Here is a 20,800-nt window from a genome sequence, read left to right on the forward strand (position 1 = left end):
AATCCGCACGATCGACGATTCGATCAAGGCGCCCGGCGATCCGGGCTCGGCCTCCAATCTGCATGTTGCACGCTCGTGAATGAACACTACCCGCAATACAGATGCAGGATGGATGGCGTACCTGCCAGCATTGCAACTTGGCCGGAAAACCATGATCGCAAGCGCTCGTCATGAGATTCAGCACTGCGCTTCACGTGGCACGGGCGTTAAATTTAAAAATAGAATCAAAGGAGAACGAAATGAAACCTATCCCTGCTGAACAGCTCATGCCGATCACGGAACAGATATCCGGAAAATTCTGGCCGTATGGCTGGTGGAAATTGATGGAAATGCGTATCGGCATCATACCGTTGCCGGTGTACTTGTTGTTGCTGGCATTGGTTGCGGGATTTGTCGCCACCGGCAAAGTGCCTTCCGATATATCGGTATCGATCGCATTGCTGGCGGTGGGGGGCTTTTCTTGCGCGGAATTGGGCAAGCGCCTTCCTGTCATGCGCAACATAGGCGCCGCAGCGATTTTTGCGACCTTCATTCCTTCTTACCTGGCATTCAAGCATCTTTTGCCTGCCATGGTTTTAAAGAACGTCGTGGATTTCACCAAGTCGACCAATTTTCTCTATTTGTTCATTGCTTCGATCATTGTCGGCAGCATCCTGAGTATGGATAGAGCGGTTCTCATCAAGGGTTTCATCAAGATTTTCGTGCCGCTTGCCGCCGGTTCTGTCGCAGCGGCGATTGTCGGCACGGCCGTCGGCACTTTGCTGGGCTTGGGTACTTACCATACCTTTTTCTACATCGTCGTTCCTATCATGGCCGGCGGCGTGGGCGAAGGCGCCATTCCCTTATCCATTGGTTACTCCGGAATATTGCACCAGGCTCAAGGCGACGTCTTTGCGCTGGTCTTGCCTCCTGTAATGCTCGGCAGCCTGACCGCAATCATGCTGGCCGGGGCATTGAATTTTGTGGGCAAGAAATACCCCCACCTGACTGGCGAGGGCCGGCTGCAACCGGGCGAACATGACGAAATGCAACCGGCGGCGGAAGCAGTCGCTGGCCATACGGATGTCGGTAATATTGCGGCCGCAGGCATCACGGCGATCTCGCTGTATATGTTTGGATTGATGTGCTACAAGCTGTTCGACTTTCCGGCGCCGGTCGCCATGCTGTTCATTGCCGTGATTTTCAAGCTGTCACGCGCAGTATCGCCGCAATTGCAACAAGGCTCTGTCGTCGTCTACAAGTTCTTTTCGACAGCTGTAACTTATCCCTTGCTGTTCGCCATCGGCGTATCCATGACGCCTTGGGACAAACTGGTGTCTGCCTTCAACGTGCTCAATCTCGTCACCATCGTTTCGACCGTCGCGACGTTGATGGCGACGGGCTTCATGGTCGGGCGCTGGCTGAACATGTATCCGATTGAAACGGCAATTGTAAATGCCTGCCACAGCGGCCAGGGCGGCACCGGCGACGTCGCTATCCTGACGGCCGCGAATCGCATGCAAATGATGCCATTTGCGCAGATTGCGACACGCATTGGCGGCGCGATTACCGTAACGCTCACCTTGATTGCCATGTCCCAGTTGAAATAATTTCCTGACAAATACACTGATCAATCAATCTATTCGATTAAAGATTTTTTAAAAAATATCTCATGAAAAACGCAATAACTACCCAAATTCCAGCGACGCTGATCCCCGGCGACGGCATTGGTCCTGAAGTGGTCGATGCAACAGTCCAGGTATTGGCTGCTTTGGGATCTCCGTTCTCTTGGGATATACAGCAAGCAGGCATGGCCGGCGTCAACAGCTGCGGCGACCCGCTGCCGGCAGCAACCCTGTCCAGCATCCGCGAAAACAAGCTTGCCCTCAAGGGCCCGCTGACCACGCCTGTCGGCGGCGGCTTCCGTTCCTCCAACGTGCGCCTGCGCGAAGAATTCCAGCTATATGCCAATGTGCGGCCGGCAAGAACGATTGTTCCAGGCCGCTTTGAAGACATCGACGTCGTCCTGATCCGTGAAAACATCGGCGGCTTCTATGTGGCGCACGAATACTACATCCCGGTCGGAGACGATCCGCGCGCGGTTGCGGTCTCTACCGGCATCAATACCCGTGAAGCTTGCAAGAAGATCGCGCGCTTTGCATTTGAGTACGCAGTAAAGAACGGCCGCAAGAAAATTACCGTAGTCCACAAGGCCAACATCCTCAAGGCGCTGACCGGCATTTTTCTGGAAGCCGCGCGGGAAGTAGCGCGCGAGTATGAAGGTAAAGTGCAGATGAACGACATGATCGTCGATGCCTGCGCCATGCAGTTGGTGCTTAATCCATGGCAGTTCGACATGCTCTTATGCACCAATCTGTTCGGCGACATCCTGTCGGACCAACTGGCAGGCCTGGTGGGCGGACTGGGCATGGCGCCCGGCGCGAATATCGGCGATGACGTCGCGATCTTCGAAGCAGTGCATGGCTCGGCGCCGGACATTGCCGGCAAGGGCATCGCCAACCCGATTTCCCTGCTGCTGGCTGCGGGGCAGATGCTGGACCATGTCGGCCACGATGACCTGGCGCTGCGACTGCGCACCGTGATCAACGACACCATTAACAAGGATCACATTGCCACTGGTGATCTCAAGGGCAAGGCGTCGACTCAAGAATTTACCGACGCCATCGTGCGTCGGCTTGGGTGATCTGACTTGTGATTCACCGAACTGTGCAGCGGCGGAATATGCTTCCCCAAGTTGGTACGATCATGGTTTTCATTTTTAATATGTGCGGAGAACAAAAATGCCAACGGAACGTTTCGAGTTCTTAGGGACGGAAAGGCAAAAACTTGCCGCTCGCCTCGATATGCCGGAGGGGGAAACACGTGCCTACGCTCTGTTCGCGCATTGCTTCACAGGCGGTAAAGACATTCTCGCAGCCAGTCGGATTGGACAGGCGCTCGCGACCCGCGGCATAGCTGTGTTGCGCTTCGACTTTACCGGCCTGGGTGCAAGTGAGGGGGAGTTTGCCAATACCAATTTTTCCTCAAACCTGGCTGATCTGACCGCAGCGGCAGATTATTTGCGGCAGACATATCGGGCGCCGTCCATGCTGATCGGGCACAGCCTGGGCGGCGCGGCAGTACTTGCCGCCGCTTCAAAGATACCGGAGGTGCGCGGTGTCGTCACGATCGGTGCGCCAAGCGACCCAGCACATGTCAAGAAACAGTTCCGTGGGTATATCGATGAGATTCAAACTAATGGCGAAGCCGTAGTAAAGCTCAGCGGGCGCCCATTCAGAATCAAGCGGCAGTTTCTTATCGATGCAGAGAAACATCGATTGCTGCACAAGGTTTCGGAGTTTGACGGCGCGTTGCTAGTAATGCACTCGCCGCAAGATGAGACAGTCGCGATGCAGAATGCGAGTCATATTTTCAGCGTTGCGAAACATCCGAAAAGCTTCGTATCCCTAGATGATGCAGATCATCTCCTGACCCGGAAAAGCGATGCTTTGTACGCAGCAAACGTGATTGCAGCATGGAGCGAACGTTACATCATCGATGACGCTCAGAAGGTCCAGCAGAGTTAGGTTTTTTGCTTAGAATTCGAAGATTGTTTAGAGAGGCAATTGCCGATGCGCTGGATCGGTGATTTTCAACCGATAGCGCGTGCCTTTTATAGGACACTCCGTGTTCGTTTGCTTGCTGAGTTGACCCTGTGAGTTTGACCTGCTCGCCATACCCTCGCGAACTCAGCCACCCTGTCATAAGACCCCTCAAAACCCAATCTCTTCAGGTCTTCATGGATCAGCTTCAATGTACGCCGTTGCTTGCGTGATTTGGCCGCCTCAGTCTTTAGCAAAGCCGATAACTGGAACGCATATTTGTCGATTGCGCTGGGCGAACGCCGTTCCGCGTAGGACGGCTCTGTGATTTCCGTACGCAGATAACGGCGCGAAACGATGCTGGCGCTGGCCGAAGAACTTCCATCATTGAACGGAAAAACCGACCATATTCCGAGTAAAGAGAGCCAACGACAGATCCAGGAAGTTTTGGATAACTATGCCAAGAGCGTGACGACTGGAGACCGCGCGCTTTTCGAATCCCAGCTGCTGGACGAGCAAATACCTTTCTTCGGCCTTGGGGAAAAATTAAGCCCGTCATTCAAGCCCATCTCGCAGAGTTTGCAAGGTTATGCAGGATTTCGGAAGGCGGTCTTCGAGAGCGGTAAAAAGTATAGTCAAAAAATCTCGAATATCAGGATTGAACAAGACGGCGATCTGGCCCAGGTGTCTTTAGACTTTGAAACGACACTCGTCGAATCCGGCGAGAGTGCCCAAGGCTGGAAAATCCTGCAGTTGCTGAAAGTCCAGGGGCGCTGGAAAATTGTCAGCGAACTGTATGCCGTGAGGTGAAAAATGTTGGAAAACTGCAAGGATTGGCCTATCAAGAACTAACTGAACTGGCTTTTAACGATTCCTCAGTTCTTTAGCATTAACGGGCGTATCATTATCTTCACTGGAGTTGGCGGCAGGCTCGAGCAATTGTCCCCGGATTTCAGGCGTTGCCAGCCCCACTCTCATCTGCCGCAATGGGAGGAAAATAAAATGATCAAGATCATGGCCCGGATTTCATCGCAATCAGGCGCCGAATCGTCAATGAAAAACATATTGCAGGATCTGGTTGCCCCCAGCCGCAACGAGGCAGGATGCCAGAGTTACGAGCTGTTTCAGGATGAAGAAAATCCGCTCGAATTTGTGACCATCGAGCACTGGGCAGAGCAGGCAGCGGCCGACGCGCATATGGCTACGCCCCATGTTGCCGCGGCAATCGCCAAAGCGACTCCGTTGCTGGCGCAGCCGCCCGTCATCCATCGCTACACGCAACTCGCCTGAGAAAATATCGGAGGTATCAGCGATGTACGCGCATAACGCCGAAAACGAATGGCAAACCTTCTCTCAGCATTGCATCAGAATTGACACAGAGATCGACATCAACCGGCCGCACCAGGAAGTCTTCGACTACGTGACCACGCCGGCGCTCTGGCGCACCTGGCATCCGGCCACGGTGGAAGTGCGCGACGTCCCGAATCGCCCATTGGTTACCGGCGAGACCATGCTGGAACTCATCGCAGTTGCAGGCCGCCGCGACCAGGCGCTGTGGACGGTAACTGCCTGCTCGCCGCCCCGGTCCTGGGAAATTGCCACCGACACCAAGAATGGCGCAGCGCACATCACCTACACGATCATGCCCACAAACAGCGGCTGCCGCTTCCATCGCACCCTGGAATTCCGCTCAAAGCGCTGGCCGTGGCGATTGCTGGACTCGACCTTCACGCGCTGGATACTGGTCCGCCAGTCGGCACAGGCGCTTCGAAATATCAAGGCCGTGCTTGAAGAAAAGCAGATGTCCCTCTAGAAACCACATTAAATTTATATTTTTTGACAGAGAAGAATGAAACTATCCCCAACCATCATAGTGCTATCGATTGTAGGGCTGCTGGCGTTCACAAACCCCAAGCTAGACAGCTATGAACAACACATTCATCAAATAATCACTCAGGAAGCCGACAAACGGGATGACGTGACGCGGACACTGGGAACGATATTTGGCGGGGTGGCTAGCAGCTTTATAGCCAGCAGCACGGTGAGGAATAACTATGTTCTGTTTAGCACTTACGACTCGAACCTGGGGACTCGGCATGTGAAATTTGTAGGCATCCTTGGCAATTTCTTTCAGACATCTTCAACAAATCGCTGATTGTCGCTACGAAAAATCCCCCTATGGAATTGATGCGCATCAGCATGAAGCTCATGTCTGATCGCATCACTTCGGTCCCACTCCGTAATGGTGTAGATTTTTCACCTGCCATCATGTAGACGGACAGTGAAATAAGCCATGGCGATGAAGCAGACGCTATTTCAACCTAGACTTTCGATGGCCGGGGTCATGCACTGACCTGCTTATTGCGCCACAAGAAAAACAAGATGAATTTGTGCGGCATCACCCACTGAGCTCGCAATCCTCTTTGCTCGCATGCATGTCGTTGAGCACATCGATATGGCCCTGCGCGCGCTCCGACAACATGCGTGCGGCAGCCATCGCCATGCGCGTCAGACTTTCGGTGTCGGCTACGTTCAGCAGTGGTGGAAATGCATCGTCCCGCTGCTCGCGCGCGAGATCACTGGCGTGAGTCAGTGATAGGCAGGTTTGAATGCCTCGGCTGATATCCAATGTGATTGCCATGAATTGAGCCGGTGTATTCATGTGTAAATCTTCGACTAGCCACGAAAATGGTTGATGCTTGGCTTTCGAGGGATGTTGAATGGATGGACTGCTGATACTGGTCATAGGATGCTCCTTGATAATGCTCTAAGTTTTGTCTAAAACTACGTGGCTCTTTATCACCCTTTGGTCACATTCATGAAGAACCATTCCCCGAGGGCACTGCCGCCCAACTCAAGATATTATTAAACCATTTAAGATAATATTATCTTAAATGGTTGACTCCGTGCTATAAGAGATATCGCAGAATGCGATCATGCCTACCACCACAGAGAAAGCGGCGTTCACGAAACGTCTTGAATTTGCATTGCGACGCAGCCCCGAATCGGTCCAGGGTGCGACTGAACTCGCGCTCCGATTCAATCTTCGGCACCAAGGCAATGCGATATCGCCGCAGACAGCGCACAAGTGGTTAACAGGACGCGCGATCCCAACCGACGACAAGCTTGTGACAATCGCAAAATGGCTGAATGTGGATCAGCATTGGCTGCACTATGGGCCTGCGCCATCGAAACCAGCATCTACGGCAAAAGATGTGGCCGCGAAAGGTGTGAAGAAGCTACCGCCAGAGTTAATTAATCTCGCGGCGAAGATTCAGGAATTATCCCCGCATCGCAGATATCTTGTTGAAGAACTGGTCGAGCAATTACGACAAGATGTTTGATAGACTTGTATTCAACTGACATTGACTTCTTTAAGCGCTGACGACTTGTTTCGAGTCTGTATTCGCGAAGTTCAGCAATAAAATTTTAGGTGACATTGTTGATTCACGAATCTGTCCATTGGAAAAAAACTCTATTAGCTGCTGCGAATTGGCTAGATCTCTTACGCATACGAAAAAGGAATGAAGAGCGCTCGTTTGCGCGCATCGAGCGTGAGCTTTTTATCGGGTTTTATGCAATTCGCAAACTTTTAGACACGTTCAAAGTATCGCCCAGTACTCGAACGATAGCCTTCTCCTTGATTTACTCACCATGCATAAAATTAGTCGACTACCTGAATTCTCATCGTATTGATGAGCTTTTCAATCTAGAGGTTATACATACGGAATCGAGAGATCTTGAGTTTTTATGCAATCAATTCATTCATAGCTATGTGTTTATCCCAGCCTTGCTCGCTTTGACGTTCATGCCGGCGTTCAACGCCGCGAAGCCCTCGACCGTCAGGTTCTTTTTAACGGTCAGGTTGCCGGTGCAGATGGTGTCTTCGGCATTGGAGGTAACCAGGCCAGGCGCTGCGGTCACGCTGGTGCCGTCCGGTAGGGTCGCGCTCAATGTGTGGCTCTCGCGGTCGTATTGGACTATGGCGCCATCTGAATAACGGGTGGTGTGGTACGCCGGGTTGCTCGATGGCGATTTGAATTTGTCGGAATAGATCGCCGGCAGGATCGCGGCCTGGGTGAAATCGCCTTCAGGCGACAATACGATGACCTGTTCGCCCAGGGAGGGCGGGAACCAGGTTTGTGCGTCGCCGGCGCGCATGTTGATCCAGGGGCGCCAAGTAGTGGTGTTTTTACCGACCTGTACGCGCACGCGCTGGGCGTCATGATCGATGTCGGCAATGGTGCCGAATCGGATCAGATTCAGAAGTAAGCGCAGCAATTCGGAGTAGTCAGCAGTCATGCGATGCATGTTGCCGGGTTGCCGTAATCGGCGCACCTGGTAGCGGGTTGATATGAGACTTACCAACTGCTGGCGGGTGTTTTATTGCTGCGGGGCGTACTACAGTGCCGGTCTGGAAAAAGAACGCGGCGACGTGCCGGGTGCATCAACACCTACCACGCCACCGTGCCAGCAGAATACGGCTGCAAGCAAGGCCAAGGCCGCGCCATCTGTACAGGTGGGCCGAAGGCTAGCATATTTACGCAGGTATATCAGTGGATCGGGTGCGAATTGTCGCCGCACTATTGGAACGTTGCTAGTGCGAGACTGAACTCACTCAACCTTCAAACGATATAGTCAATGCGCTCGACCAGGTCGAACTAGGAGCTGAAGATCCTATGATGACGCAAGCCAGTCGATTGCATTCGACCTAAATAGGTTGAGGCAATCGACTAAACAATGCCTATTTCTTCAACTATGAAGCAAAGACCCGGAAATATCCGGTGCTCCAACTTGTCCATTGGGCGGTCACCCCGCTCCAGGCCCCATGCAATGGAGCTCCATTGAAAATGGAACATTGCACTGTAAGGTCGTTGAACCAAATTGATACGGGACTTCCAGAATTTTGCGAATTCCACGACCACTGCAACGGGTAGGAATTTTCTTGATCGGGCGAGAACAAAACCGTGACTAGAGTGGGCGACCTGCCCAGTCCATGGGTGAATGATAAGTTTTGATTGGTTTGGTTGTTGGCGGCTACCCAGCCTGAATCATAGCCAGATGCTGCCAAAAAAGTTGCAGGTTCTTTGGAGATTTTTGATTCGGTATAGACGACATTTGGTTTCATGATCATTCCATCCATGGTATGAGGCGTGCTTCTGAAAGGGGAGCAATAGCCAACAGATGTAAAACAGTGATCGGTTTATTTATTGAGAGATTTTTCCGATAGCTATGCCCGGATACATATCCATCGGATATGAGCTGCCATTAAATCACGTTGCCACGCGGAAACAACCTGTCAATAGTGATAGCTTGAGCCGCTTATTTTTTCGCAGAACTAGGTAGCCAGCAACGCCGTCAATAATTGGTCAAATGGCGTATCAACGAATCTCGAATCAACGCTTGATCTGTCGCACTGAAACCAAGTAAAGGCGGGGCCGGATAGCGATATTCCGGCCCTCTTTTTTTGTCGACCTTGTCTGTCAATCCCTCTTGATGCACGCGTGCAAAGAATCCGACCGACTGCTGGTTTTCGTCCTGCTCGGTCTTGAGATTTTTTGTGTGCGGATCTTTTCAAACATTGCCGCTTTCTGCCGTTTTATTCTTCCCTTTTTTGCCCCGTAGGTTCTTGCGTTGCTTGCGCTTCTCGTAGGGTGCGCCGTCCGGCGATCCGTTGCGTAGCGATTGAAAAAACATTTCCTTGTTGAAACATGTTACTTTGGTAAAAATATAACCATAGCGTTTTAGCTGCTTTCTAATTGGTGTCGATTTAATAATAACTTTTATAAGTTAGTTGCTTCATCCAATCACCTCGGGGAGGTTAGAAATGCGAGCTTTATTTCTGCTTGTTGTAGTGTTTGCCGTTAGCGGGTGTGTATCGATTCCTCTCCCATCGGCTGGACAGAGCGATGAGACCCCTACTAATTCTGCGGTTCCTTCAAAGGGGCAGAATAAAGCAGGCAGTGCCCAGGAAGGCAAAAACAGCGCTGACAATTATGGCTATCATCCGTTGGACCCGCTGCCGATAGATCTTCGGATCCCAAAATCCAAGATTCTAGATGCTCTACCGGATGAAACGATACGAATCGCTGTTGGTACGGTCTCCGCTGAAGGTGCAATTACTTTCGGTCCCGCAAAATTTGGAGTCTCTGGTAGTAACTATGTGGTGATCCTGGATTACATTAAATTCGGGACCGATTCCTTCGGTGTCGCGGTGTCGTCAGACAGTAAGGGAGTCCGCACCGCAAAGGTGCTTCCAGATTCAGAGGTATTAAAGGCAGACGTAGTCGTGCCAGTCTATATCGGTGTGGGCCTGCGCCTTACTGCAAACATTCTGGTTAAGAATGTATCGGCCGACCTCAATCTCGGCAGTCTTTTTGCTCTAGGGGTGGCTGCTAAGGCGGGGCAAGTTTCAGGCACGTTGGTCATACAGACGCTGGGAGTAAGTGGTCCAGAAATCTCCGGTTTAATTCCAATGCCCGGTGAAATTAGCGAATCCACCATTCAAAATGCAATACTCGCGCTTGCGTCAATTAAAGCAAAAATATATGACCCCAAGACGTTAATAACGCCAAGAGTGGTCGGTGTGTTTAACAATCTTGGCGGTGGTGATACAACGATCAACGGGGTCATCTCGACACTATTGCAGCGGCCACTCCCGTTTCCAAGGTCGCTTAAAATTGTAGAAAAAGAGACCACTAAACTTGCGGTCAACAAGACTGCTAAGCGATAAAATCAAAACGGCGTCATATCCTCATTATGGCAAATCGATTTGACATCAGCCATATTCAATTGGGATGTGCTCAAAAGCTATCTAGATGACGTAACAACGAATCACGAATCAACTCCCGATCGGTGGCGCTGAAGCCGAGCAAGGGACGGGCCGGATAGTGATATGCCGGCCCTCTTTTTTGTCGACCTTGGCGCTCATTTTTTCCTGGTGAAAAATTAATGAGGCACAGTTTATAGCGTCGATAAACCTCAAAAATATTAACGGAGAGAATTCAATCGGCTATCATTTTCGACTAACTTGGTAGCTATAGATCAAAGCTTCAAACCAAGTTTTTATGAGCACTGAGCTAAGGATAACTATGAATAGAATGCTTTACAAAACGACTCTCAGCCTTTTTTGTATTGTTTCCACGCTGATGTTGGTCGGATGTGCTTTTCCCCCCAAACTGCCGCTAGATCAAACCGCAGTCAAAAATGTAAAAAAAGTCGCTCTTATCCCAATAAGAGAATCACAATCGATTACTGTAATGGATAGTTCGATAGGCCCCCTATTTCCGAACTCCTGGAACATAAGGGATAGTGAAGCTTATGCTGCGGCCATCAATGCGCAAAACGTGAAAATGGCAGACACGTTGAGAGACACTTTGTTGGTCGGATTTCAAAAGAAAGGTCTAGACGTTGTAGTCCTCACCGACCAATACCCAAAGTGGTCAGCTGATGGAAAATCTTATGACTACTCGGACATCAAAACAGATGCAGATGTCATCCTGCAGGTCTGGTTCGGATACACAGGGTATTTCTCCGGCGCCTTCAAGGATTATCAACCTTGGCTCATGGTCCATTCGGTATTATTGGATGCACATACGAAAATGGCCCTCTATCGCCAAAGTTTCAGTGCAGGGATGAAGCCGATTGTGGATTCCATAGAATTCATTCCGATTGAGGGACAAATCAAATATATTTCATCAAATCAGTTGATGTTACGTTTCAAGGAATCGTTTGACCAACTTTTGCAAGGGCACCAGGCAATTGCGCGGCAACTAATGCTGGAATTGAAGCTTGGTGCCGGCGTCTGCGGTACTGACGTTCCCCAAGGATCATGCAACGAACAAATTACAAGCAACTAGTCATCGATATGCTTGTTTCGTCATCGAGTTCCATGCAAATGCCGCAATAGAGAATCTCGAATGAACGCTTGATCATTAGCACTAAAGCCGAGTAAAGGCCGGGCCGGATAGCGATACTCCGGCCCTCTTTTTTTGTCGATCTTGTCCGTCAATCCTTCTTGGTGTACGCGGGCAATGCGTGCCAGGCGTCCAAAGAATCCGACCGATAGCTGGTTTTCGTCCTGTTCGATTTTGAGATTTTTTTGCAGACGGATCTTTTCAAACATCGCCGCTTTCTGCCGTTTGATTCTCCCTTTTTTGCCGCGTAGATTCTTCCGTTGCTTACGTGCCGCGTAAGGTGCACCATCCGGGGCTTGCTGGCTGGCGATGCGTCGCGCCTGGCTACGCCGCAAGTCTTGGGCAATCTTGTGCGTGATCACGCGACGCTGGCCGGGTTGGAGCTGGGCCAGCAACGCGCCGGCCCAATGCTCGATGGTGTGCAGATCGTCGCTCATTGCGGATCTGCCGGCGTGTGCCACTCAGCGATCAACGAATTTCCCGCATAGGCTTGCCAGAATTGGTCCGTATAGCCCGGAGTGAGTTGCGGTTCCGCCGGATGTCGCACGTCCAGCCGGCCATCATTACCCCGCTTGACGACTACGCGCTCAGTCAGGGTCAGCTTGATCGATAGATCAATCGTTTGGTGATTGTTGAAATCAACATCAAAGCCAATACCGGTTTTTCGCAGGTCCGCATTGTCCAGCAAGTCTCGCTGGTGGACCTCGACCCAAGCCAGCAGCGCCACCATGATGGCGTCGGCATCGCCGCTATAGTCGGTAATGATGGCCGCGCCGCCGACTGCCCGGTTCAGCGCCGGACAGCGATAGCCGCTAGAAATCACCATCGCCGCGCCTTTCAACTCCAGGCGCACCAGTTCGTTAAATTTCGCCAGGCGCCGCAGGTTGGCAACGATGGCCGGCGCTGGCGTGTTGTTAATCCTTAACTCACGCGCCTTGTCGCTACGCGTGAATTCTTCCAGTGTGAAATGCTCGGTAAGTGGCGTCGATACAGTCATTGCATGTTCCTGATGATATTGGCGACGTTGCCCTGGGCGCGATGCACCAGGTAACACAAGGTCAAGGCGATGCCAGCCTCACCGAAGGAGGCGCGGCCATGGTCGAGCAAGATTTCCAGGGCGCTGGTGCCGGTAGCTACAATCAGCAGCCAGGCCACCACGGAAATATGTAATCTGTGGTTAGCCAAGCCGCGCCGGTAGCACAGCAGCCGCAGGCAGGAGCTGGCATAGGAGAACAGCGCCAGCATGGTCAGGGTGTTAGTCATGGTCGCCTCCCTTGCGGATCCACGCCGGCAGCTCGATGGTCTTGATCAGATCGATGCCGTGCAGAGTCAGGGCAATGGCCGCCGCCGACGCGAAGAAGGCGGCCACGCCCGATTGTTTCAGCGGCGTGTTGTTGATGACCTCGGGCGCGGCCAGGTACACGTTCCACACCTGGCACATGCAATGCCGCCTCAATGCCGGAATGGGTCGGTACGCGGCCCAGCTGGTGCGCGTCCTTGGCGTATTCCCGCGTTTAAGATCACCCTGGACGGTCGGGACTTGACTGCCAAGTTCGCGTCGCGCCTGGTCAGCCTCAACCTGACCGAGTGCCGTAGCGACAACGCCGACGAATTGACCATTACCCTAAGCACGAGCACAAGATCGACTTCATCGACGAAATCTGGTCAGCCGATCACTACTTGCTGCCGCTTGATGCTCCTGATGAGGCGCTCTATCGCGCTGCCGACAGTGCCGCTCGCGAGTGCTATCTGCGGGCACAAGGCGGCCCCCTGGTCGGGCGCAAGGGACTGGTCAAGATCGCCACGCGCAGCACTGTGGTCGAGGGCAAGTACGCAACTTATGAGATGGAAAAACCATGCGGCATTTATCACGCATGGAATCCTCGCGCAGTGTATGAATCGGTCCGCTATCAGTGGACAGTCGTTGGCGCCGTCAAGGCTGTGGCCTTTGACCTTCCTTGGACTGGTGTAAATAACTGTACGAAAAAGTCAAAAAAGAAAGTTCCTACTTCTGTTTTGACAGAGGAGGAAATAGCAGCTACCGCCGTCCGACTTGCTGATTTCATCGAAAAAAATCCGCAGCCGGCATATCAGCCCACCGACTGGTCGACGATAGACAAAAAATCGAAAGATCTAGAACGGGAAACCGACAAATTTGCCACTGCGATGAATGCGCAGTGCGAAGAGACGCGCCGGCAGGAAATGACCGCGTATGAAAAAAACGACATGGCGGCACGCAAGCGCCTTGTCACGACCTGGGCGGCCCTTGGCGCCTGCCCTTACCCACGAATCTTTATTACTGAAAGCGACCTATGAAAATTCTCATGCACGCATGCCTAAATTCGCTAATGGCGTTCGCCATGCTTGGCATCGCCGAAACAATCCAGCCAGCGTTTAAGCGCTTCCAGATCCGCCACCACGGCGCACTGTCGGCCTTCGTGGCACTGGTCATTGTCATCTGCCTAGTGATCGGCTTGCTCGTGGGGGCTTTCCATGAATAAGGCGAATCAAGATGTCACCGTGAAGGTGCGTGACCGCATCACATTCGACAGCGACGAAGGCATCCAGGCCGGTTACGTCAGCGATCTGCGGCGCGACCTGGGCAACGGCGAGTTGCACGCCTGGGTCGAAGTGGATCACCAATTACCCGGCTGCGTCCGCGCTGTGCCTGTCTCGGACATTTTGACTTCCGATCAGGTCGGGCCGCCGTCGACCTTCTACCTTGGCCCCGTTTGCACGACGTTCAATGACTTTCACATTTCGATAAAGGCAACTGCTAACCGATGCAAACGACTATTTTCGACTTTGTGGAATCACGCACGCGGCTGGGGCTATACCGATCTAGAAAATCCTTGCACTGGCATCAAAGGATTCAGCCTAGAAAAGCGCACCGTGTACATCACCGACGCAGTTTTCAATGCCGTCCGAGATTGCGCGAGCGACACGTTGATAGACGCCTTGGATCTGGCCTACCTGACTGGCCAACGTCCAGCCGACACTCTCAAAATGAAGGCCAGCGATATTGCCAATGGGTTCCTGCTTGTAGACCAGGGCAAGACTCAAAAGAAATTACGTATTTCCGTTACCGGGGAACTGGCAACCGTGCTTGGCCGAATAGTCGTTCGCAAGGCGCAGCATAAGATTGAAAACGATCAATTGTTGATGAATGGTGATGGCAAGGTATTCACCCTGCCCGCATTGCGCAGTCACTTCGACCGGGCGAAAATCGCTGCAGCCAAGCAGTCGCCAGAGCTAGCCGCAGATATAAAAGCCTTCCGGTTTTACGATCTGCGTGCAAAAGCAGCTGACGACACATCTGACAACCGTGGCGACCAAGCTGCAAGTGATCTGTTAGGCCATGACAATATTAAAACCACACAACGGCACTACTTCCGAAGAGGCAAGATTGTAGAGCCTACCAAGTAATTTTTCTGGTGCGAAGTTGTCAAAAATCCAGAGAAATTCCTGACGGCGTAACGTATATATCTAGCAGGTAGCGTCCGAACACGAAGGTCATAGTTTGACCCGAACCGGACTGGCGCGAGATTCCGTTGAACGTCTTCTATCAATCTTCTTCTATCAGCCGAGGGCTGACAGAAAAACTGCGAAAGAGGACGATGTGCTTCAATAACTACACAGGAGTAAGTAAAGACGCAACCAACTCAAGATTCTTTCGATTTCCTGATGCAAAAGTTTGGTCGTAATCTTCTATCTTGTCTATCGAGCGTGGATTCGTGAGAACTCTATCAATCAGGTCGAGCTGCGCGATAACACGTTTCTTGAGATTGTCAGTTTCTAGTGCGGCAAATTCCAGCGCTCTCTGTCGAGAGCGAAGGGCATCTCGTTCATCGGACAATGTATCCGCTTGAGAGACAAAATCGCATATTGAGTTGAACTCTGCCTCCTGCATCCATTCCGGTCGTTTTTTAGATATGAAGTCCTTTAGTTCCTGTATATACCATCGGGATGGCATTGCCGTCATCCTCGCAAACTGGAGCAGACTTTTCTTTACAGATTTTGACTGTTCTTCAGTCAGGAGATCAAGCCGCGCTGTCTTTAGCACAATTAACGGATCGCCTCCGATGCCTGACTTACTACACTCTATTAGATAACTAGAGTAGCGTTGTTGAGCTTGAGTGTGAATTTCATTTGCGAATGAATTGGGCAAGCTTTTTAACAGCGAATTATTAGGCTCTAGGATGCTCACGAATTCTGGTTCATTAACGTACGTTGGCAATAGACTATTTTGTATTTGCTTATTAAGAGATTCCTGAAATTCGGTCCATGACTGATGTGAAAGTGCTTCAGGTTTCTTCAGCCTAAAGAAATCAATCAATTTTTCCGTCGTCGAGTATTGTGTGACTTCCCTAGAAAATCTAGCCATTAACAATTCGGAAGCATATTTTTTCAGCGTCGCCCAATGGTCTTCAGAAAGCAATGTTGGCTTTGGGCGGTTTAGTAGCTTGTAATAGGCCGTCTGCTCGATTAAGGGGGAAAAACTATACTCAAAAAGCGTTTTCTTAATAGCCCCAAATTGCATTTCCGACCACTCTGTTGAAGATGCAAACCAAGGCTTATCATCCCGAAAGATTCTTTCGGCACTAGACCATTTCCGAAACGACTCCCTTTTGAATCTTCGGATGTTTCCAAAACCCTGTGATATCGCCCCGACAATGTAAGCCAACCATATCCAATTGTAATTGATTGGGGACGTCTGATTTTCTTGAGCTTGGGCATTCCCATCAGCATGACTTATGGAAATCCATTTTTTTTCAATCGCGAGGCCGTCATAACGGACAAGCAGTCGAATCTTTTGTCCTGCCGGAAGTTCTGGATAAACAAGCTCAAAACTATTAGGTTCTGAGAAGGTTTCCTCTTTAATTAGGCTCGAATGCTTAGTTAGTTTGTATGAAGAAATGTGGTGAGGCACCTTGATCGAAATCCCCTTTACTAGGCTACGCCCAGAGTTTACAACCGCGATTTCTTGGGCATATTCATCCGTTCCCTTCGAACCGGGGATCTCTATTGCTTCTGATATCGAATACGTTGCCGTAGGTACATCCTTAAAGTGATCTTGCACAAACCACAAAATCAATCCACCCACAATAGCCACAACTAAGCTTTTTAGCATTTTTAGGTACACGTTAAAATTAACGAAGACTGTTGTCCAGTAATTCGGTGGTTGAATACGCATTGCTTATTCGCAATGAAGCTTACTCTCTTCGCTTGCCACACGCAAAATTACCCAAAGGGGCACTCCAACCGACTTTTGCCTGTCGCTCGTGGAAGGCTGAATGAGCCCAGTTTCGCTACAATGCCGGCACCTTCGCAGCTCCAAGATTTTAGAGCCACAAAGGAACTTTTGCGGAGCGCTCCGCAATTCATGCAAATTTAGATCACCAGAAAGAATTAAATTTGGTTTAAAATCAACACCTTGCGGGTGTAGTTCAATGGTAGAACGAAAGCTTCCCAAGCTTTAGACGAGGGTTCGATCCCCTCTACCCGCTCCAGACCAGCGTTGGCGCCAGCATCTCCGGGCGCCATTTGTATTTTTGAGGCGATCGATTGCCTGGCGTTACAATGACGCCATGGTCCATGGCAGTTACATGGCAATTGCGCGCCCGCCTTACCCTAACCGTCTATCAAGCATGTCAGAAAACAAATCCGGCAAACCCCTTTTTTACGATCCGACCGAACACCGGATCCGCAGTTTTGTCACGCGCGCCGGGCGCTTGTCGACGGCGCAGGCGCGGGCCATCGAGGAGCTGGGGCCGCGTTTTTGCGTGCCTTACGACAAGGCCGTGGTCGACCTCGGCCAGGTTTTCGGGCGCAATGCGCCGACCATCCTGGAGATCGGCTTCGGCATGGGCGAAACCTCGGCCAAGATTGCCGCCGGCATGCCGGAAAAGAATTTCCTTGGGGTCGAAGTCCATACGCCCGGCGTCGGCAGCCTGCTGAAGCTGATCGGCGAGCAGCAGCTGGGCAATTTGCTCCTGGTCCAGCATGATGCGGTGGAAGTGCTGACCAACATGATCGCTCCCGGCTCGCTGGCCGGGGCGCATGTGTTTTTTCCCGATCCCTGGCACAAGGCGCGGCACAACAAGCGCCGCCTGATCCAGGGGCCGCTGGTCAGCCTGCTGGCCTCGCGCATCGCGCCGGGCGGCTACCTGCATTGCGCGACCGACTGGCAGGAGTATGCTGAACAGATGCTGGAAGTATTGAGCGCCGAGCCGCTGCTGAAGAATACCGCCGAGACTTACGCGGAACGGCCGGAGTACCGCCCGGTGACCAAGTTCGAGAATCGCGGCCTGCGTCTTGGACATGGCGTCTGGGACCTGGTGTTCAAGCGCGTTTGACCTGCATTGCCATAGGAAGCCTGCGACATGTTGATAACCCGACTTTTTTCCCGCATCGACAACCGGTTTGCCAGCTTTGCCGCCTCGGCGCTGCTGCTGGCCTTGGCCCATTTACCGCTGGCGCAGGCGGGAGAGCAAACGCCGCCGCTGCCGCCCGGGACGATAACGGTTGAAGAAACCCATTACAAGCCGGCCGCTCCCGGCGTGACGGCGCCGCAGGTGCCGGCTACGTCCAGCCGGCCGTCGGCCGAGGGCATGGTCGATGCCGCAAAACGCGATATCGGTAAGATAGACCGCGAACTGCGCAAGGATGCGCCGCCCAAGGACGCCAAGGCGGCCGAGCCGACCATGCAGCAGAAACTGGAAATGGGCCTTGCCCCTGCGGCCCCGCCGCCGCCAAGCTCGCCGAAGGACACCACCATGGAAGACATCACGCTGCCGAACGGCCAGCGCGTCACCAAGGTGACCGGACCGAACGGCACCTATTGCGTCACGCAGATCTCGGTCGGCAATACCAAGGGCGAAGACATCATGCAGAAAGGCGCGATTTCGCGCACCACTTCCTGCGGCGCGGGGTTTTGAAGCAAGCCCGGCCAGGGCCGGTAAGCAATTTCAGTAAAATGACCGAAATGCCCGTCTAGTGGGCTGTAACAGTCAAATCGAGAGTGAAGGGCGCGTATCCGACGTGCAGGGCAAGGCGCACAGCGGAGCAATAGCGAGACTATTGCGAGCATGTGCAACGCCGCCATGCGCGTCGGATACGTGACAAGCGCTCTTGATTTGACTGTTACAGTCCACTAGCAGCCTGCCATTCGGTACAATCTGCCTATGTTGTCCGAATTCGACCTGATCTCCCGCTACTTCACTCGCGCGCCGCGCAGCCATCTTGACCAGATTGCGCTCGGCGTCGGCGACGATTGCGCGCTGCTGGCGCCCGGCGCCGGCAAGCAGCTGGCCATCTCTACCGACATGCTGGTGGAAGGACGCCACTTTTTCCCCGATGCCGATCCGTTCACGCTCGGCCACAAATGCCTGGCAGTCAACCTGTCCGACCTGGCAGCGATGGGCGCGCGGCCGCTGGCGTTTACGCTGGCGCTGGCCCTGCCCGCAGTGCATGAGGGATGGCTGGCGGCGTTTTCAGGCGGGCTGCTGGCGCTGGCTGACCTGCATCAATGCGAACTGATCGGCGGCGACACCACCAAAGGCCCTTTGAATATCTGCATCACGGTATTTGGCGAAACCGTCCCCGGACAAGCCTTGCGCCGCGACGCCGCCCAGGCCGGCGACGACATCTGGGTCTCCGGCACGCTGGGCGACGCCCGCCTGGCGCTGGCGGTCTACCGGCAAGAACTGGGCGCCGAGTTGAGCGCTGACCTGATTCCGGGCAGCGACAGTTTCAAACTGGCGGCGGCGCGCATGCACCAGCCGACGCCAAGGGTCGCGCTAGGCCAGGCCCTGCGCGGCATCGCCCATGCGGCGATCGATATTTCCGACGGCCTGGCCGGCGATCTCGGCCATATCCTGGCGCGCTCGGCTGTCGGCGCCACGCTGGCGGTCGACAGCCTGCCGGCCGGTCCGGTGCTGAGCCGGCAAAACCAGGCGATCCGCCGCCATTTCACGCTGGCCGGCGGCGACGACTACGAATTGTGCTTCACCGCCGCCGCCGGCCAGCGCGACGCCGTGCTGGCCGCGGCCCAAGCTGCCGCCACCGCCGTCACTCGCATCGGCAGCATCGACGCCGTCCCAGGCTTGCGCCTGCACGACGCCGGCAATAACCCGCTCAACCTGCAACTGGCTTCTTTCGACCACTTTCGCTCAACATGACAGAAACAACTCCCCCGCCTCAACCGATCAAGGCCAGCGCCCGTTTCATGCTGTCGCATCCGGCGCATTTCATAGCCCAGGGTTTTGGCAGCGGACTCTCGCCCATCATGCCGGGCACGTTCGGCACCTTGTTCGGCTGGCTGTCGTATGTGGTGATGACTACCCGCTGGCCGGAAATTTTCACGCCGCTGAACTGGCTGGTGATCATCGCCGCCGGTTTCATCGTCGGCATCTGGACCTGCCAGAGCACCGGCCGCCACTTGGGCGCGCCGGACCATGGCAGCATGGTGTGGGATGAAATCATCGCATTCTGGCTGGTGCTGGTGCTGGTGACCCCGGCCACCCTGCCGGCGCAATTCGGCGCCTTCGTCGTGTTCCGTTTTTTCGATATGGTGAAACCGCCGCCGATCGCCTATTTCGACCGCCATTTCAAGGGCGGCTTCGGCGTCATGTGGGATGACATCGTGGCGGCGTTTTATACGTTGCTGGCGCTGGCTCTATGGCGGGTGATCTAGGATGGATCGATTGCATCTGCCCGTAACAAGTGGCAGTATGTACTGACCCAGCCGGCAGAACAGCAAACAGGAGTTGAGACATGAACACCAGCACTGTAGTTGAAGACAACACCGAGCAAATCGTCGACCTGGCGGCCCAAGTCGGACGCGCCCTGCAAGCCAGGAACTGGTTCCTGTCGACCGCCGAATCCTGCACCGGCGGCGGCGTATCGCAAGCGATCACGGAAATCGCCGGCTCTTCGGAATGGTTCGACTGCGGCTTCGTCACTTACTCCAACGCATCCAAGACAGAACTGCTGGATATTCCTGAAGCCGAGATTGCCCAGCATGGCACGGTGAGCGAAGAAATTGCCGCCGCCATGGCCGAAGGGGCGCTGGCCAACAGCAATGCCGACGTCACCGTCTCCACCACCGGCATCGCCGGCCCGGGCGGCGCGGTGCCGGGCAAGCCGGTCGGCACGGTCTGCTTCGGCTGGTCAGTCGGCCATCGCACCCATACCGAACGCCTGGTGTTCGCGGGCGACCGCCGCGCGGTGCGCGAACAAACCGTGATCCATGCGTTGCAAGGCTTGTTGCGCTTCTTGAAATAAACTCAACTACGATCAAAC

At 53.3% G+C, this 20,800-nt stretch carries 28 protein-coding genes, 1 tRNA gene and 1 pseudogene; 19 read left to right on the plus strand and 11 right to left on the minus strand.

The features are described 5' to 3' along the window. Positions 1-239 precede the first annotated feature (239 nt). The 3 genes from V8G57_RS09600 to V8G57_RS09610 all read left to right on the plus strand — a co-directional run bounded on the left by V8G57_RS09600 (position 240) and on the right by V8G57_RS09610 (position 3,566). A complete protein-coding gene (locus V8G57_RS09600) occupies positions 240-1,589 on the plus strand; it encodes a 2-hydroxycarboxylate transporter family protein (RefSeq protein WP_305763972.1) in 1,350 nt (449 codons plus the stop codon). 62 nt (positions 1,590-1,651) lie between these two features. Then, complete coding sequence (locus V8G57_RS09605; RefSeq protein WP_092400886.1) at positions 1,652-2,683, plus strand: isocitrate/isopropylmalate dehydrogenase family protein; 1,032 nt, start codon at positions 1,652-1,654, stop codon at positions 2,681-2,683. A 97-nt stretch (positions 2,684-2,780) separates the two neighbouring features. Beyond that, entirely contained in the window at positions 2,781-3,566 is a 786-nt protein-coding gene (locus V8G57_RS09610) for an alpha/beta hydrolase family protein (RefSeq protein ID WP_342829178.1), read from the plus strand. A 125-nt stretch (positions 3,567-3,691) separates the two neighbouring features. On the opposite strand, the pseudogene V8G57_RS09615 reads toward V8G57_RS09610, so the two are convergent. Continuing rightward, positions 3,692-3,931: pseudogene (locus V8G57_RS09615) on the minus strand (IS21 family transposase); the annotation flags it as partial. A 7-nt stretch (positions 3,932-3,938) separates the two neighbouring features. Here V8G57_RS09615 and V8G57_RS09620 point away from each other — a divergent pair. From V8G57_RS09620 to V8G57_RS26250, 4 genes are all read left to right on the plus strand, one after another. After that, positions 3,939-4,391 carry a nuclear transport factor 2 family protein gene (locus tag V8G57_RS09620; protein ID WP_425458254.1) on the plus strand — a complete coding sequence of 151 codons (453 nt, stop codon included), beginning with the start codon at positions 3,939-3,941 and terminating at the stop codon, positions 4,389-4,391. 192 nt (positions 4,392-4,583) lie between these two features. Beyond that, positions 4,584-4,871, plus strand: coding sequence for a putative quinol monooxygenase (locus tag V8G57_RS09625; protein ID WP_342829179.1), 288 nt, complete (start codon positions 4,584-4,586; stop codon positions 4,869-4,871). A gap of 22 nt (positions 4,872-4,893) precedes the next feature. After that, a complete protein-coding gene (locus V8G57_RS09630; protein WP_342829181.1) occupies positions 4,894-5,394 on the plus strand; it encodes an SRPBCC family protein in 501 nt (166 codons plus the stop codon). 36 nt (positions 5,395-5,430) lie between these two features. Continuing rightward, positions 5,431-5,736 carry a DUF4359 domain-containing protein gene (locus tag V8G57_RS26250; protein ID WP_425458255.1) on the plus strand — a complete coding sequence of 102 codons (306 nt, stop codon included), beginning with the start codon at positions 5,431-5,433 and terminating at the stop codon, positions 5,734-5,736. 243 nt (positions 5,737-5,979) lie between these two features. On the opposite strand, the gene V8G57_RS09635 is transcribed toward V8G57_RS26250, so the two are convergent. Then, entirely contained in the window at positions 5,980-6,327 is a 348-nt protein-coding gene (locus V8G57_RS09635; protein ID WP_342829182.1) for a hypothetical protein, read from the minus strand. Positions 6,328-6,517: 190 nt separating this feature from the next. Here V8G57_RS09635 and V8G57_RS09640 point away from each other — a divergent pair, with 190 nt between their 5' ends. Beyond that, positions 6,518-6,925, plus strand: coding sequence for a helix-turn-helix domain-containing protein (locus V8G57_RS09640; protein WP_342829184.1), 408 nt, complete (start codon positions 6,518-6,520; stop codon positions 6,923-6,925). A gap of 427 nt (positions 6,926-7,352) precedes the next feature. On the opposite strand, the gene V8G57_RS09645 is transcribed toward V8G57_RS09640, so the two are convergent. The 3 genes from V8G57_RS09645 to V8G57_RS09655 form a co-directional block, all read right to left on the minus strand. Then, positions 7,353-7,883 (minus strand): phage baseplate assembly protein V, encoded by a 531-nt coding sequence (locus tag V8G57_RS09645; protein WP_342829185.1) that lies wholly within the window; start codon positions 7,881-7,883, stop codon positions 7,353-7,355. 454 nt (positions 7,884-8,337) lie between these two features. Next, positions 8,338-8,709, minus strand: a complete 372-nt coding sequence (locus tag V8G57_RS09650) for a hypothetical protein (protein WP_342829187.1) — start codon at positions 8,707-8,709, stop codon at positions 8,338-8,340. A gap of 230 nt (positions 8,710-8,939) precedes the next feature. Beyond that, positions 8,940-9,083: a phage virion morphogenesis family protein gene (locus V8G57_RS09655; protein ID WP_425458256.1), complete on the minus strand. Its 144-nt coding sequence runs from the start codon at positions 9,081-9,083 to the stop codon at positions 8,940-8,942. A 325-nt stretch (positions 9,084-9,408) separates the two neighbouring features. On the opposite strand from V8G57_RS09655, the gene V8G57_RS09660 reads away from it, so the two are divergent. Continuing rightward, positions 9,409-10,314 (plus strand): hypothetical protein, encoded by a 906-nt coding sequence (locus V8G57_RS09660; protein WP_342829188.1) that lies wholly within the window; start codon positions 9,409-9,411, stop codon positions 10,312-10,314. A gap of 70 nt (positions 10,315-10,384) precedes the next feature. Here V8G57_RS09660 and V8G57_RS26255 read toward each other — a convergent pair whose 3' ends face one another. Continuing rightward, the gene (locus V8G57_RS26255; RefSeq protein WP_425458260.1) at positions 10,385-10,456 is read right to left on the minus strand and encodes a hypothetical protein; all 72 of its coding nucleotides are present in this window, start codon (positions 10,454-10,456) and stop codon (positions 10,385-10,387) included. 216 nt (positions 10,457-10,672) lie between these two features. Between V8G57_RS26255 and V8G57_RS09670 the strand changes: the two genes are divergently transcribed. After that, entirely contained in the window at positions 10,673-11,440 is a 768-nt protein-coding gene (locus V8G57_RS09670; RefSeq protein WP_342829189.1) for a hypothetical protein, read from the plus strand. A gap of 20 nt (positions 11,441-11,460) precedes the next feature. Here the strand turns inward: V8G57_RS09670 and V8G57_RS09675 are convergent, their stop codons facing one another. Genes V8G57_RS09675 through V8G57_RS09690 form a run of 4 tightly spaced genes read right to left on the minus strand, consistent with a single transcriptional unit; the run spans position 11,461 to position 12,938 of the window. Then, positions 11,461-11,934, minus strand: coding sequence for a phage virion morphogenesis protein (locus tag V8G57_RS09675; protein ID WP_342829190.1), 474 nt, complete (start codon positions 11,932-11,934; stop codon positions 11,461-11,463). Then, positions 11,931-12,494 carry a phage tail protein gene (locus V8G57_RS09680; protein ID WP_342829191.1) on the minus strand — a complete coding sequence of 188 codons (564 nt, stop codon included), beginning with the start codon at positions 12,492-12,494 and terminating at the stop codon, positions 11,931-11,933. Before V8G57_RS09680 ends, V8G57_RS09675 begins: the two co-directional genes overlap by 4 nt. Beyond that, entirely contained in the window at positions 12,491-12,760 is a 270-nt protein-coding gene (locus V8G57_RS09685; RefSeq protein WP_342829192.1) for a phage holin family protein, read from the minus strand. The genes V8G57_RS09680 and V8G57_RS09685 overlap by 4 nt, the downstream gene beginning before the upstream one ends. Further along, entirely contained in the window at positions 12,753-12,938 is a 186-nt protein-coding gene (locus tag V8G57_RS09690) for a hypothetical protein (protein WP_342829193.1), read from the minus strand. The genes V8G57_RS09685 and V8G57_RS09690 overlap by 8 nt, the downstream gene beginning before the upstream one ends. A gap of 239 nt (positions 12,939-13,177) precedes the next feature. Between V8G57_RS09690 and V8G57_RS09695 the strand changes: the two genes are divergently transcribed. Genes V8G57_RS09695 through V8G57_RS09705 form a run of 3 tightly spaced genes read left to right on the plus strand, consistent with a single transcriptional unit; the run spans position 13,178 to position 14,923 of the window. After that, complete coding sequence (locus V8G57_RS09695) at positions 13,178-13,813, plus strand: hypothetical protein (RefSeq protein ID WP_342829194.1); 636 nt, start codon at positions 13,178-13,180, stop codon at positions 13,811-13,813. Further along, positions 13,810-13,998, plus strand: a complete 189-nt coding sequence (locus V8G57_RS09700) for a hypothetical protein (protein WP_342829195.1) — start codon at positions 13,810-13,812, stop codon at positions 13,996-13,998. The genes V8G57_RS09695 and V8G57_RS09700 overlap by 4 nt, the downstream gene beginning before the upstream one ends. Beyond that, positions 13,991-14,923, plus strand: a complete 933-nt coding sequence (locus tag V8G57_RS09705; protein WP_342829196.1) for a tyrosine-type recombinase/integrase — start codon at positions 13,991-13,993, stop codon at positions 14,921-14,923. Before V8G57_RS09700 ends, V8G57_RS09705 begins: the two co-directional genes overlap by 8 nt. A gap of 205 nt (positions 14,924-15,128) precedes the next feature. Here the strand turns inward: V8G57_RS09705 and V8G57_RS09710 are convergent, their stop codons facing one another. Further along, a complete protein-coding gene (locus V8G57_RS09710) occupies positions 15,129-16,691 on the minus strand; it encodes a hypothetical protein (protein WP_342829197.1) in 1,563 nt (520 codons plus the stop codon). Between the two features lie 242 nt (positions 16,692-16,933). Here V8G57_RS09710 and V8G57_RS09715 point away from each other — a divergent pair. The 6 genes from V8G57_RS09715 to V8G57_RS09740 all read left to right on the plus strand — a co-directional run bounded on the left by V8G57_RS09715 (position 16,934) and on the right by V8G57_RS09740 (position 20,782). Then, positions 16,934-17,007 (plus strand) — tRNA-Gly (locus V8G57_RS09715). A 138-nt stretch (positions 17,008-17,145) separates the two neighbouring features. Next, a complete protein-coding gene (trmB, locus tag V8G57_RS09720; RefSeq protein ID WP_342829198.1) occupies positions 17,146-17,853 on the plus strand; it encodes a tRNA (guanosine(46)-N7)-methyltransferase TrmB in 708 nt (235 codons plus the stop codon). A gap of 27 nt (positions 17,854-17,880) precedes the next feature. Next, positions 17,881-18,435 carry a hypothetical protein gene (locus V8G57_RS09725; protein WP_342829199.1) on the plus strand — a complete coding sequence of 185 codons (555 nt, stop codon included), beginning with the start codon at positions 17,881-17,883 and terminating at the stop codon, positions 18,433-18,435. A gap of 246 nt (positions 18,436-18,681) precedes the next feature. Next, entirely contained in the window at positions 18,682-19,677 is a 996-nt protein-coding gene (gene thiL / locus V8G57_RS09730; protein ID WP_342829200.1) for a thiamine-phosphate kinase, read from the plus strand. After that, on the plus strand, positions 19,674-20,192 hold the full coding sequence (locus V8G57_RS09735) for a phosphatidylglycerophosphatase A (RefSeq protein ID WP_144739066.1): 519 nt from the start codon (positions 19,674-19,676) through the stop codon (positions 20,190-20,192). The genes thiL and V8G57_RS09735 overlap by 4 nt, the downstream gene beginning before the upstream one ends. 80 nt (positions 20,193-20,272) lie before the next feature. Continuing rightward, positions 20,273-20,782 carry a CinA family protein gene (locus V8G57_RS09740; protein WP_342829201.1) on the plus strand — a complete coding sequence of 170 codons (510 nt, stop codon included), beginning with the start codon at positions 20,273-20,275 and terminating at the stop codon, positions 20,780-20,782. The last annotated feature ends 18 nt before the right edge of the window (positions 20,783-20,800 follow it).

The sequence above is a fragment of the Collimonas rhizosphaerae genome (assembly GCF_038896935.1).
GTDB classification, from domain to species: Bacteria; Pseudomonadota; Gammaproteobacteria; order Burkholderiales; family Burkholderiaceae_D; genus Collimonas; species Collimonas rhizosphaerae.